The following is a 12,798-nucleotide window of genomic DNA, read 5'->3' as shown; positions in this document are numbered from 1 at the left end:
CATCCGCCGGCTATTCGCCGGTTTTTCGTCGCCGGCCACTGGAGGAAAGATGCGTAGCCTGGTCTTGCTGCTGGCGCTGATGGCGTTGGGCGGCTGCATGAATGTCAGCGATATGGGCGAGGGCGTCCGTTACCACATGAGCGATGCCGGTCTGCTCGACCACAGCGATACCCGCCGGACCCTGTCGATCCGTCTGCAGCCCGACTCGTTCATCTTCATTGGCCAGGGCGCGTTCATGCCCCCCGGTAAAGGCCCGTTGCCGCGGCAAAATGTGGTGGCCGACGAGGCGTTCAAGAGTTTCGTCGAGTATTTCCCGCTGGTGCGCCGCGCCCAAGGCCCGCTTGGCCTGGAGGAAGCGATGGCCGAGGCGCGCTCGGTGGGCGCGGACTATGTGCTGTACACCCGTTTCGCGCGCACCGACGACCGTATCGGCAACGGTGACGAGTGGTATGACGAGCAGGCGGTCGACCGGCTGGGTTGGGATACCGGAGTGGTGCAGATGATGCTCATCGAAACCAATACCCGCTACCTGATCGACACGGCCCGCATCAAGAGCCGTGGCGGTTTGTTGACGTTCCACGACAACACGCCGGAAGATTTGCTTGCCGCGCCGATGCGCGAGTACGCTCGTAGCCTTCTGGGCATGAGCGAATGAGGCAAGTGTGATGAGCGATTCCGGCAAGGCCAGTGATCTTCTGGCACAAATCCCCAAAGCAAAGGGGCTGCCGCCGGTGCATCTGTGGAACCCGGACTTTTGCGGCGACATCGACATGCGCATCGCCCGCGATGGCACCTGGTATTACCTGGGTACGCCAATCGGTCGCAAGCCGATGGTGCGGCTGTTTTCCACGATCATCCGCCGCGATGGTGATGACTACTTCCTGATCACACCGGTGGAGAAGGTCGGTATCCGTGTCGATGATGCGCCCTTTGTCGCGATTGCCCTGGAGGTGCTGGGCAGTGGTGAGCAACAGGTGCTGCGCTTTACCAGCAATGTCGATGACCAGGTCGAGGCGGGCCCGGCTAATCCGTTGCGGGTCGAGATCGATCCTGTTACCCAGGAGCCTTCACCCTATGTGCTGATGCGCAGCAACCTCGAGGCGCTGATTCATCGCAATGTGTTCTATCAGCTGGTCGAGCTGGCGATGCCGCGCATCATCGACGACGAGGAGTGGTTAGGGGTCTGGAGCCAGGGTGAGTTCTATCTGATCGGGCGTACCTGAGATCATGGGCCGTAATAGGCCTCCTTGTTTTTCGCTGCATTGGCCATTTTCCCCAGGCACCACCGGGCCTAACCTGCTGGCAGTCGCCCATCAGGAGTAACCCATGAAACCCTCATCTTTTGCCATTTCCTCGCTCATCAGCATTGGCCTGCTCGCTGGCCATGCCCCCGCCTGGGCACATGGCGATGCCCCCGATCAGGTTCAGGTCCTGCAAGAAAAACTGCCCAGCAACGCCCCCGGTAAAAAGGCGGTGATGCTCACCGTCAGCTATGCCCCCGGCCAGGCGTCGCCCGCCCACCAGCACCCAGGGGCAGTCATGGCCTACGTAGTGGAAGGTGCGGTGGTATCAAAGCTCAATGATGAACAAGAAAAGACCTACAAGGCCGGCGAGTACTGGTACGAGGCGCCTGGGACCGTGCACAGCGTGTCGCGCAATGCCAGTAAAAGCCGGCCTGCCAAGCTGTTGGTGTGGAGCCTGGTGGATGAAGGCAAGCCTGTGACCGAGCCGCTGCAGCAGTAGCAGGCCCGGAAATGAAAAAACCTCCAGTGCTTGCGCAACTGGAGGTTTTCAGTGTTTGGCTCCGCGACCTGGACTCGAACCAGGGACCCAATGATTAACAGTCATTTGCTCTACCGACTGAGCTATCGCGGAATCTGCGTCCATCTTACTGATCACCAAGGGGAAGTCAAGCTTCCCCTCGGTAAACTAGAGCAGAATCAAACAGTTACAGTACTTCGACGATGGCCTTGGTGACCACGTGGATGTTGCTCTGGTTCAGTGCCGCTACCGCGATACGGCCAGTGTCCAGCGCGTAGATGCCGAACTCGTTCTTCAGGCGCGCGACCTGCTCAACGGTCAGGCCCGAGTACGAGAACATGCCAACCTGGCGGCCGACGAAGCTGAAGTCGCGCTTGGCACCGTAAGTCGCCAACAGCTCGACCATCTGCTTGCGCATGCCGTGGATGCGCTGGCGCATTTCACCCAGCTCGTCTTCCCACATCTGACGCAGCTCATCGTTGTTGAGCACGGTGGCGACGATGGTCGCGCCATGGGTCGGCGGGTTGGAGTAGGTGGTGCGGATCACGCGCTTGACCTGCGACAGCACGCGGGTGCTTTCGTCCTTGGAGTCGGTCACGATCGACAGTGCGCCCACGCGCTCGCCATACAGCGAGAACGATTTGGAGAACGAGCTGGAGACGAAGAAGTCCAGGCCCGACTCGGCGAACAGGCGTACGGCGAAGGCGTCTTCGGCGATGCCGTCACCGAAGCCCTGGTAGGCCATGTCGAGGAATGGCACGTGGCCTTTGGCCTTGACCACTTCAAGGACGTTTTTCCAGTCGTCCAGGGTCAGGTCGACGCCGGTCGGGTTATGGCAGCAGGCGTGCAGGACGATGATCGAGCCGGACGGCAGGCTGTTCAGGTCTTCGAGCATGCCGGCGCGGTTGACGTCGTGGCTCGGGGCGTCGTAGTAGCGGTAGTTCTGTACCGGGAAACCTGCGGTCTCGAACAGCGCGCGGTGGTTTTCCCAGCTTGGGTCGCTGATGGCCACCACGGCGTTGGGCGACAGGCGCTTGAGGAAATCGGCGCCAATCTTCAGAGCACCGGTGCCGCCAACGGCTTGCACAGTGACGACACGGCCGGCGGCCAGCAGCGGCGACTCGGCGCCGAACAGCAGCTTTTGCACGGCCTGGTCATAGGTGGCGATGCCGTCGATCGGCAAGTAGCCGCGCGAGGCATGCTGGGCAGCACGCTGGGTCTCGGCTTCGATCACGGCGCGCAGCAGCGGAATGCGGCCTTCCTCATTGCAGTAGACGCCCACGCCAAGGTTGACCTTGTCGGTACGTGGATCGGCGTTGAATGCTTCGTTGAGGCCCAGAATAGGGTCGCGGGGTGCCAGCTCGACAGCGGAAAACAGGCTCATTGTTACCTTGGCTCTGAATGGAGAGTGATAGGACGTACACGCTCCAGCCCGAATGCACTGAAGCGGTGCACAAACGGGGAGTCAGTATAGTGATACCGACCGGTCACTGCGACACTCTGGCACAGCTTTTCCAGGCATTTGCGCAAATATTTTTTGACCATTGGTCTATTTGCCGTGTCCACAGCAATAAGCGTTCACACCCGGGGCTTGAAACCGGCCCCGAATGGGCGCATTTGGGTATAGACTACTGGCTAAATTTACAGTTGCTGCAGCACCGCGAGGTCCCTCATGTCCGAGTTCCAGCTCGTCACCCGTTTCCAGCCGGCCGGCGATCAGCCCGAAGCCATTCGCCAGATGGTCGAAGGCATCGAGGCCGGGCTGTCGCACCAGACGCTGCTCGGGGTGACCGGCTCGGGCAAGACCTTCAGCATCGCCAACGTCATCCAGCAGGTGCAGCGCCCGACCCTGGTGCTGGCGCCTAACAAGACCCTGGCCGCGCAGTTGTATGGCGAGTTCAAGGCGTTTTTCCCGAACAACGCGGTCGAGTACTTCGTTTCCTACTACGACTACTACCAGCCCGAAGCCTATGTGCCGTCGTCCGACACCTTCATCGAGAAGGACGCGTCGATCAACGACCACATCGAGCAGATGCGCCTGTCGGCGACCAAGGCATTGCTCGAGCGGCGTGACGCGATCATCGTCACCACCGTGTCGTGCATCTATGGCCTGGGCAGCCCCGAAACCTACCTGAAAATGGTCCTGCACGTGGACCGCGGCGACAAGCTCGACCAGCGCGCCTTGCTGCGCCGCCTGGCCGACCTGCAGTACACCCGCAACGAGATGGATTTCGCCCGTGCCACCTTCCGCGTGCGGGGCGATGTGATCGACGTGTTCCCGGCCGAGTCCGACCTTGAAGCCATCCGTATCGAGTTGTTCGATGACGAGGTGGAGAACATCGCCGCTTTCGACCCGCTCACCGGTGAGGTCTTTCGCAAGCTGCCGCGTTTCACCTTCTACCCCAAGAGCCATTACGTCACCCCGCGCGAAACGCTGCTGGGTGCAGTCGAGGGCATCAAGGAGGAGCTCAAGGACCGCCTCGAATACCTGCACAAGGGCAATAAATTGGTCGAAGCGCAGCGGCTGGAGCAGCGCACTCGTTTCGACCTGGAGATGATCCTCGAGCTGGGCTACTGCAACGGCATCGAAAACTACTCCCGCTATCTGTCCGGCCGCCCCTCGGGCGCACCGCCACCCACCCTCTACGATTACCTGCCAGCGGATGCGCTGCTGGTGATCGACGAATCGCACGTCAGCGTTCCCCAGGTCGGCGCCATGTACAAGGGTGACCGCTCGCGCAAGGAAACCCTGGTTGAGTACGGTTTTCGCCTGCCCTCGGCGCTGGACAACCGGCCCATGCGTTTCGATGAATGGGAGGCGGTCAGCCCGCAGACCATTTTCGTTTCGGCAACCCCCGGCCCTTATGAAGCGGAACATGCCGGGCGGGTGGTCGAGCAGGTGGTGCGACCGACCGGTCTGGTCGACCCTCAGGTAGAAATCCGCCCGGCGCTGACCCAGGTCGATGACCTGTTGTCGGAGATCCGCAAGCGTGTCGATGCCGGCGAACGGGTGCTGGCGACCACGCTGACCAAACGCATGGCCGAAGACCTCGCCGATTACCTGGCCGATCACGACGTGCGGGTGCGCTACCTGCACTCGGACATCGACACTGTCGAACGGGTAGAAATCATCCGCGACCTGCGCCTGGGTACCTTCGATGTGCTGGTGGGCATCAACCTGCTACGTGAGGGGTTGGACATGCCGGAAGTGTCGCTGGTGGCGATCCTCGATGCCGACAAGGAAGGCTTCCTGCGTTCCGAGCGGTCACTGATCCAGACCATCGGCCGGGCTGCGCGTAACCTCAATGGCCGGGCCATCCTCTACGCCGACCAGATGACTGGCTCGATGCAGCGGGCCATCGACGAGACCGAGCGGCGTCGGGAGAAACAGATTGCCTTCAACCTGGCCAACGGTATCGTGCCCAAGGGGGTGGTGAAGGACATCACCGATATCATGGAAGGTGCCACGGTGCCTGGCTCGCGCAGCAAAAAGCGCAAAGGCATGGCCAAGGCCGCGGAGGAGAGCGCCCGCTACGAGGCAGAGCTGCGCACGCCGGGCGAAATCACCAAGCGTATCAAGCAGCTGGAAGAGAAGATGATGCAGTTCGCCCGCGACCTGGAGTTCGAGGCTGCGGCGCAGTTGCGCGACGAGATTACCCAGTTGCGCGAGCGGCTGATTACCAGCTGATGCTTCGCCACCTGCACTGGCTTTTTCGCGGCATTACCCGCGAAGAGGCCAGTGCAGCCAACGCCCATTCAATGCGCTTCGCCAGCCTTCAACCCCTCCGGCAGCTTGCGCGTCAGCAGCACTGCCACCATGCTCACCGCCAAGCCGATCCCGACAAAATGGAAGGCGTCGTTGTACGCCATGATCTGCGCCTGCTGATGGGTGATTTCACTGAGTTTGCCAAGCGCCGCCGTATCGCTGCCCAAGCGCTCCGCCAGTTGTGCCAGGCGCTCTGCCACCTGCGGATTGCTCGGCACCAGTGACTCGCGCAGGTAGTCGAAGTACACCTTGGTCCGCGCATCCAGCAAGGTGGCAAGTAGCGCGATGCCGATGGCGCCCCCCAGGTTGCGCAGGATGTTGAACAGGCTCGACGCCGACCCGGCATCCTGCTGCTGAATGTAAGCGGTGGCGATCAGCGAAATGGTCACCATGATCATCGGTTGCCCCAGCGCCCGAATGATCTGGACTTGATTGAACTGCGGCCCTGCAAAGTCCGGGTTGAGCACCCCCGAGCCAAAGCTGGCGGCGCCGAACAGGCAGAAGCCAATCGCGCAAAGTATCTTCGGCGAAATCACCTTCATCAGCAGGGGCACCAGCGGAATCAGAAATAGCTGCGGCACGCCCATCCACATGATCACTTCGCCGATCTGCAAGGCGTTGTAGCCCTGGATCTGCGCCAGGTACAGCGGCAACAAGTAGATCGAACCGTACAGCCCGACGCCCATGCCCAAGCTGGCGATGCTCGACAGGCCGAAATTGCGATTGCCCAGGATGCGCAGGTTGATCAAAGGGTGCGGCTTGGAAAACTGCAGGATCACAAAGGTAATCAGGCTGATCAGCGCGACCGTGCCCAGGCTGACGATCAGGTTCGATTCCAGCCAATCCTTGCGATGGCCCTCCTCGAGGAAAACCTGCAGGCAGCCCAGGCCCACGCCGAGCGTGACGATGCCGGCATAGTCAGTGCTTTTCAGCAGTTCCCAGTGTGCTTCTTTCTTTTCCAGCCCATACAGCAGGCCCGCGATCATCACCAGGCCTGGCGGGATGTTGATGTAGAAGATGTACTCCCAGCCCCAGTTCTCGGTCAGCCAGCCCCCCAAGGTCGGGCCGATCGAAGGCGCGAAGGTGGCGGTCATGGCGAACATGGCCATGCCCTTGGCACGGTGGTGTTCGGGCAGTTTGATCAGGGTCAGGGTGAACGCGAGCGGGATCAAGGCGCCGCCGGTAAAGCCCTGCAAGGCACGGAACATGATCATGCTCTCCAGGTTCCAGGCCATGGAGCAGAGCAGCGACGACAGCAGAAAACCGGCCGAAACCCACACCGCCAGGCGCCGGGCGGATAGCAGCTGCACCAGCCAGGCGGTCAGCGGGATCATGATGATCTCCGCAACCAGGTAGGAGGTGGAGATCCACGAGCCTTCTTCCAGGGTCGCGGAAAGCGCGCCCTGGATGTCCTTGAGCGAAGCGTTGGTGATCTGGATGTCGAGCACGGCCATGAAGGCGCCGAGCATCACGCTCATCACCGCAATCCAGTCGCGCCGGCTCGGCTCGGCAGTGGGCCTGAGCAGTTGATCACCGGCCATTGCGGCCATCGTCCTCGGCGCGGATATCGACGGTGGCGGTAACCGACATGCCGGGGCGGATGCGGCCGTGCAGCGGGTTGTCGGCACTGAAGGTCAGCTTCACCGGAATGCGCTGCACCACCTTGGTGAAGTTACCGGTGGCGTTGTCGGGTGGTAGCAGGCTGAACTGGGCGCCGGAGGCTGCGAACAGGCTGTTGACCCGACCCTCGACAGGCGTGTCCGGGTAGCTGTCGAACAGCAACTCGGCACGCTGGCCAGGTTGCATGTGGCCAATCTGGGTTTCCTTGAAGTTGGCCTGCACCCAGATGTCTTCGTCGGGCACGATAGACAGCAGGTAGGCGCCGGCCTGCACCACCTGGCCGTTGCGCGCGCTGCGCTGGCCGATGGTGCCGCTGATCGGGGCGCGGATCTCGCAGCGGGTCAGGTTCAGTTCGGCCTGGGCAAGGTCGGCGCGTGCATTGGCGATCTGCGCGTCGAGGCGTTTGAGCTCGGCAGCCAGGGCATTGACCTGCTGGCGCTGGCCTTGCAAATCGGCGCGTGCCTTGTCGACCTGGGAGCTGGCCACGTGGCGTTCTGCCGAGAGTGTGGTAACCCGCTCTTCGGACACGAAACCCGGCTTGCGCAGGGCCTCTGCGCGGTTGAGGTCCAGCCGTGAGCGGTCGAGCGTGGCCTGGTTGGCGGCGACCTGGGCCTGGCCAGCGGCGATCAGGCTGCCCTGTTGCGTCAGGCGGCTTTCGGCCTGTACGTGTTCCGCTTCACGGGTGGCCAAGGCCGCACGGGCGCGCTCGACGGCGAGCTGGAAGTCAGCGGCTTCCAGGCGTACCAGCAGTTCGCCTTGGACGACGTGCTGGTTGTCCTGCACGCGCACGTCATCGATGCGTGCGCCAAGTTGGCTGGAAATACGGGTGATCTCGCCTTGAACGTAAGCGTTGTCGGTACTTTCATAAAAGCGCCCCTTGAAATACCAGTGCGCCAGGAAGGCGAGGGCGATGGCCGCCACCACGACGAAGAAGATCAGCAGGCGGCGTTTGAGTTGTGCAGGCATGAGACGATGGTTCCAGAAATGTAAGCAAATTTAACAGTGAGCGACGGCCCTTCGACAAGTGTCGTTCGCGCCATTGCTGGAGCCCGGTGCCTGCTCCCTGCTAACATCCCGCCTTTGTTTCATCTTTCGTTCGAGACCTTCCATGACCACCGTACGCACGCGCATCGCGCCATCGCCCACGGGCGACCCCCATGTTGGCACCGCCTACATCGCCTTGTTCAACTACTGCTTTGCCAAGCAGCACGGCGGTGAGTTCATCCTGCGCATCGAAGATACCGACCAACTGCGCTCCACCCGCGAGTCGGAACAGCAGATCTTCGACGCCCTGCGCTGGCTCGGCATCGAATGGAACGAAGGCCCGGATGTTGGTGGCCCGCACGGCCCTTACCGGCAGAGCGAACGTGGCGAGATCTACGCCCAGTACGCCAAGCAACTGGTCGATGCCGGCCACGCGTTCTACTGCTTCTGCACCGCCGAAGAGCTGGAGCAGATGCGCGCCGAGCAGATGGCCCGTGGCGAGACCCCGCGCTACGACGGCCGTGCCCTGTTGCTGAGCGCCGAGGAAGTACAGCGCCGCCTGGACGCCGGCGAGCCCCACGTGATCCGCATGAAAGTGCCGAGCGAAGGCATCTGCGTGGTGCCGGACATGCTGCGCGGTGACGTCGAAATCCCGTGGGACCGCATGGACATGCAGGTGCTCATGAAGAACGACGGCCTGCCGACCTACTTCCTGGCCAACGTGGTCGACGACCACCTGATGGGCATCACCCACGTTCTGCGTGGCGAAGAGTGGCTGCCGTCGGCTCCGAAGCTGATCAAGCTGTACGAGTACTTTGGCTGGGAGCAGCCGAAGCTGTGCTACATGCCGCTGCTGCGTAACCCGGACAAGTCCAAGCTGTCCAAGCGCAAGAACCCGACCTCGGTGACCTTCTACGAGCGCATGGGCTTCATGCCCGAGGCGATGCTCAACTACCTCGGTCGCATGGGCTGGTCGATGCCGGATGAGCGCGAGAAGTTCTCCCTGGACGAGATGGTCGAGCACTTCGACCTGTCGCGAATCTCGCTCGGTGGGCCGATCTTCGACATCGAGAAACTGTCCTGGCTCAATGGCCAGTGGCTGCGTGAGCTGCCGGTCGAAGAATTCGCCACACGCCTGCAGAAATGGGCGTTCAACAGCGACTACATGATGAAGATCGCCCCGCACGTGCAGGGCCGGGTCGAAACCTTCAGCCAGGTTGCACCGCTGGGTGGTTTCTTCTTCGAAGGCGCGCTGAAGCTTGATGCCAAGCTGTTCGAGAGCAAAAAGCTGTCGGGCGACCAGGTGCGTCAGGTCATCCAGTTGATCCTGTGGAAGCTGGAAAGCCTGCGCCAGTGGGAGAAGGACCGCATTACCGGCTGCATCCAGGCGGTGGTCGAGGCGTTGGAGCTGAAGCTGCGGGACGCCATGCCGCTGATGTTTGCCGCCATTACTGGCCAGGCCAGCTCGGTGTCGGTGCTCGATGCCATGGAAATTCTCGGCCCGGACCTGACGCGCTACCGCTTGCGTCAGGCCCTGGACCTGCTCGGTGGCGTGTCGAAGAAAGAAAACAAAGAGTGGGAAAAGCTGCTGGCGACTATCGCCTGACGTGGCGTTAGCGCGAACCTGTGGGCGCAGGCTTGCCCGTTACCACAGGTTCAAATGCTTAGAAAACCATGGGAGAACAAAGGGCAGGGCGGTAAGTGATTGTTATCTGTGAAAAAACTTTTGGATAATTTCAAAAATTCGTTTGACAGCCGTGCAATCCGATCTTAATATGCGCCCCGTCCACAGCGATGAGCGAAACGAAACGCCAGCCACCCAGCCAGCGATTCTGCTCAGAGCGACATTGTGGGGCTATAGCTCAGCTGGGAGAGCGCCTGCATGGCATGCAGGAGGTCAGCGGTTCGATCCCGCTTAGCTCCACCAAATTCCGCTTAGCAGCCAAGGCTGATAAGCAAGACCGGGTCCAGCAACCGGGTCTTGAAGGTAAGAAGGTTCGTCCCCTTCGTCTAGTGGCCTAGGACACCGCCCTTTCACGGCGGTAACAGGGGTTCGAGTCCCCTAGGGGACGCCAGTTTTGCACAAGCGATGTTTCATTATGTCGCTGGGCCGAGAGGCTAGAAATCCGGGGCTATAGCTCAGCTGGGAGAGCGCCTGCATGGCATGCAGGAGGTCAGCGGTTCGATCCCGCTTAGCTCCACCAATTTTGCCGCGGTACGTGAAAACGGACCGGCACGAAGGTTACGTCCCCTTCGTCTAGTGGCCTAGGACACCGCCCTTTCACGGCGGTAACAGGGGTTCGAGTCCCCTAGGGGACGCCACTTTTACCCGCGTTTTGCGGGGCTTAAAGAGGCTCATTCGTATATTGGATGAGCCTTTTGTTTTCGGGGCTATAGCTCAGCTGGGAGAGCGCCTGCATGGCATGCAGGAGGTCAGCGGTTCGATCCCGCTTAGCTCCACCAATTTTGCCGCGGTTTGTGAAAATGAACCGGCACGAAGGTTACGTCCCCTTCGTCTAGTGGCCTAGGACACCGCCCTTTCACGGCGGTAACAGGGGTTCGAGTCCCCTAGGGGACGCCATGTTTACCCGCGTTTTGCGGGACTTTAAAGGCTCATTCGCTTATTGAATGGGCCTTTTGTTTTTTCCCCTCCAAATATTCCCGGTACCGACAGGTGGCTGAGAATTTCGCTTGCCAAAAAATATTATGCCTATCATATTATGAGCATAATATTTGAGGTGGCCATGAACGACAAAAAGAGCAAGACCCGCGAACGGATTCTCGAGGCAGCGCGCAGTGCCTTGATTCAATATGGCCCGGCAGAGCCGAGCGTCAGCCAAGTCATGGGCGCCGCCGGGCTTACCGTCGGGGGGTTCTATGCCCATTTCGACAGCAAGGACGAGCTGATGCTCGAAGCGTTCCGCCAGTTGCTGGGCGAGCGGCGGGCCTTGCTGGCCCAGGTCGACCCTAGCCTGGATGGCGAAGCACGCCGCGCCTTGGTGTCGGCCTTCTACCTCTCGCGCAAGCACCGCGACGCTGAAGTTCATGCCTGCCCGCTGCCCAACGCCCTGGGCGAGATGCAGCGGTTGCCAGAGGTGTTCCGCGAGGTGCTGGCCGAGCACATCGAGCTGATGACCGCGAAAATGGTCGATCGCCCCGAAGACAGCGACAAAGCCCTGGCCGACCTTGCACTGATGGTCGGTGGCCTGGCCCTGGCGCGTGCCCTGGGCACTGGCGAGCTGTCCGACCGTGTATTGCGTGCCGCCAAGTCGGCGGTGATCTGAATAACCACAAGGCGGGAGCAAGGCGATGACTACCCTGAGCTGGATTCGTGGCATCAATGGCACCCTGGGCCACCTGGCGCCGGAGCATGTGGCCGGCAAGATGCGCCGCGCCTTCATGACCCCGCGCACGCTGCCGCCAAGAGCGTGGGAACTGCCACTGCTGGCCAAGGCCGAGCGCATCACCCTGCGCTTCGGGCTTTCGGCGTTGCGCTGGGGCAAGGGCCCGACGGTATTGCTGATGCACGGCTGGGAAGGGCGCCCCACGCAGTTTGCCGCGTTGATCGAAACCCTGGTCCAGGCTGGGCACACGGTAGTTTCGTTGGAGGGGCCGGCGCATGGGCGTTCGCCTGGCCATCAGGCTCACGTGGTGTTGTTTGCCCGCGCGCTGCTGGAAGCGGCGGCCGAGCTGCCGCCGCTGCGTGCAGTGATCGGGCATTCCATGGGCGGTGCCAGTGTGCTGCTGGCGCTGCAGATGGGCTTGCGCGCCGAGGCGGCGGTGAGCATCGCGGCACCGGCGCGATTGCTCGGCGTGTTGCGCGGCTTCGCCCATCACCTGGGGCTGCCGGCGCGGGCGCGGGCAGCGTTCATTCGCCAGGTCGAGCGGGATGTCGGGATGCAGATCGCACGCCTGGATGTCAGTGGTTATCAACTGGAGCTGCCAGGCTTGGTGGTGCATGCCGCTGACGATGGCCTGGTGGCCGCCGAAGAGGCCCAGATCATCCACAAGGCCTGGTTCGACAGCCGCCTGATGCTGTTGGAGGAGGGCGGGCACCAACGGGTGCTGGTCGACCCGCGTTTGGGCGAGGCAGTGCTCGAGCTGTTGAGCCGTGCCAGTGCGCCGGCGCGGCAAAGCGCCTGAGCATCCGTTACACTCGCCAGGACCGTGGAGCGCAAAGCGCCGCAATCTCCCCCAAAGAAACCTCTCAGGAGCGCGCATGAGCTGGGACCTGGCAACACCCTTCATCATCGACCTGCGCGTCGGCAGCGAAGACATCGACGGCCTCGGCCACGCCAACAACGCCGCCTACGTCACTTGGCTCGAGCGCTGTGCCTGGCGCCATTCCCAGCGCCTGGGTCTGGACCTGGCCGAGTACCGGCGCCTGGACCGCGCCATGGCCGTGGTACGCCACGAAATTGACTACCTGGCCGCCGGCTACGAAGACGACGAGCTGCAACTGGCAACCTGGATCATCGAATGGGATCAGCGCTTGCGCATGACCCGCCGCTTCCAGCTCAAGCGCCCACGCGATGGTGTGACCCTGCTGCGTGCGCAGACCACCTTCGCCTGTATCGAGTTGTCCAGCGGCAAGCCCAAACGCATGCCGGTCGAATTTATCGAGGGTTACGGCCAAGCGCTGATCGGTGCCTGAAGGCGTACGGTTT

11 protein-coding genes and 7 tRNA genes are annotated in these 12,798 nt (G+C 61.8%); 14 read left to right on the top strand and 4 right to left on the bottom strand.

The features are described 5' to 3' along the window. Positions 1–49: 49 nt before the first annotated feature. The 3 genes from PC358_RS13640 to PC358_RS13630 all read left to right on the top strand — a co-directional run bounded on the left by PC358_RS13640 (position 50) and on the right by PC358_RS13630 (position 1,743). On the top strand, positions 50–655 hold the full coding sequence (locus PC358_RS13640; RefSeq protein WP_033700563.1) for a DUF4823 domain-containing protein: 606 nt from the start codon (positions 50–52) through the stop codon (positions 653–655). 10 nt (positions 656–665) lie between these two features. Further along, the gene (locus PC358_RS13635) at positions 666–1,223 is read left to right on the top strand and encodes a DUF1285 domain-containing protein (protein ID WP_033700562.1); all 558 of its coding nucleotides are present in this window, start codon (positions 666–668) and stop codon (positions 1,221–1,223) included. A gap of 103 nt (positions 1,224–1,326) precedes the next feature. Further along, positions 1,327–1,743 carry a cupin domain-containing protein gene (locus tag PC358_RS13630; protein WP_033700561.1) on the top strand — a complete coding sequence of 139 codons (417 nt, stop codon included), beginning with the start codon at positions 1,327–1,329 and terminating at the stop codon, positions 1,741–1,743. Between the two features lie 56 nt (positions 1,744–1,799). On the opposite strand, the gene PC358_RS13625 is transcribed toward PC358_RS13630, so the two are convergent. Together PC358_RS13625 and PC358_RS13620 are read right to left on the bottom strand one after the other, a co-directional pair. Beyond that, positions 1,800–1,875 (bottom strand) — tRNA-Asn (locus PC358_RS13625). A gap of 73 nt (positions 1,876–1,948) precedes the next feature. After that, positions 1,949–3,145 (bottom strand): amino acid aminotransferase, encoded by a 1,197-nt coding sequence (locus PC358_RS13620; protein ID WP_033700560.1) that lies wholly within the window; start codon positions 3,143–3,145, stop codon positions 1,949–1,951. A gap of 288 nt (positions 3,146–3,433) precedes the next feature. On the opposite strand from PC358_RS13620, the gene uvrB reads away from it, so the two are divergent. Continuing rightward, on the top strand, positions 3,434–5,449 hold the full coding sequence (uvrB, locus tag PC358_RS13615) for an excinuclease ABC subunit UvrB (protein WP_033700558.1): 2,016 nt from the start codon (positions 3,434–3,436) through the stop codon (positions 5,447–5,449). 68 nt (positions 5,450–5,517) lie between these two features. Here the strand turns inward: uvrB and PC358_RS13610 are convergent, their stop codons facing one another. Together PC358_RS13610 and PC358_RS13605 are read right to left on the bottom strand one after the other, a co-directional pair. Then, positions 5,518–7,068, bottom strand: a complete 1,551-nt coding sequence (locus PC358_RS13610) for an MDR family MFS transporter (protein WP_033700557.1) — start codon at positions 7,066–7,068, stop codon at positions 5,518–5,520. Next, positions 7,058–8,113, bottom strand: coding sequence for an HlyD family secretion protein (locus PC358_RS13605; protein WP_033700556.1), 1,056 nt, complete (start codon positions 8,111–8,113; stop codon positions 7,058–7,060). Before PC358_RS13605 ends, PC358_RS13610 begins: the two co-directional genes overlap by 11 nt. Before the next feature lie 142 nt (positions 8,114–8,255). Here PC358_RS13605 and gltX point away from each other — a divergent pair, with 142 nt between their 5' ends. The 10 genes from gltX to PC358_RS13555 all read left to right on the top strand — a co-directional run bounded on the left by gltX (position 8,256) and on the right by PC358_RS13555 (position 12,785). Then, positions 8,256–9,737, top strand: coding sequence for a glutamate--tRNA ligase (gene gltX / locus PC358_RS13600; RefSeq protein ID WP_033700555.1), 1,482 nt, complete (start codon positions 8,256–8,258; stop codon positions 9,735–9,737). 245 nt (positions 9,738–9,982) lie between these two features. Then, positions 9,983–10,058: transfer RNA gene (locus tag PC358_RS13595), tRNA-Ala, on the top strand. Positions 10,059–10,130: 72 nt separating this feature from the next. Continuing rightward, positions 10,131–10,206 (top strand) — tRNA-Glu (locus PC358_RS13590). 53 nt (positions 10,207–10,259) lie between these two features. After that, positions 10,260–10,335, top strand: a tRNA-Ala gene (locus tag PC358_RS13585). 42 nt (positions 10,336–10,377) lie between these two features. Next, positions 10,378–10,453: transfer RNA gene (locus PC358_RS13580), tRNA-Glu, on the top strand. Between the two features lie 65 nt (positions 10,454–10,518). Beyond that, a tRNA-Ala gene (locus PC358_RS13575) sits at positions 10,519–10,594 on the top strand. Positions 10,595–10,636: 42 nt separating this feature from the next. Next, positions 10,637–10,712, top strand: a tRNA-Glu gene (locus PC358_RS13570). A gap of 163 nt (positions 10,713–10,875) precedes the next feature. Continuing rightward, the gene (locus tag PC358_RS13565) at positions 10,876–11,415 is read left to right on the top strand and encodes a TetR/AcrR family transcriptional regulator (protein WP_033700554.1); all 540 of its coding nucleotides are present in this window, start codon (positions 10,876–10,878) and stop codon (positions 11,413–11,415) included. A gap of 25 nt (positions 11,416–11,440) precedes the next feature. Beyond that, complete coding sequence (locus PC358_RS13560; protein WP_033700552.1) at positions 11,441–12,274, top strand: alpha/beta hydrolase; 834 nt, start codon at positions 11,441–11,443, stop codon at positions 12,272–12,274. Positions 12,275–12,350: 76 nt separating this feature from the next. Beyond that, complete coding sequence (locus tag PC358_RS13555; protein ID WP_033700551.1) at positions 12,351–12,785, top strand: acyl-CoA thioesterase; 435 nt, start codon at positions 12,351–12,353, stop codon at positions 12,783–12,785. Positions 12,786–12,798: the final 13 nt, after the last annotated feature.

It is taken from the genome of Pseudomonas capeferrum (assembly GCF_000731675.1).
Classification (GTDB): domain Bacteria; phylum Pseudomonadota; class Gammaproteobacteria; order Pseudomonadales; family Pseudomonadaceae; genus Aquipseudomonas; species Aquipseudomonas capeferrum.
Note: the sequence above shows the minus strand (reverse complement) of the source record. Positions and strands in the feature narration are given on the sequence as shown.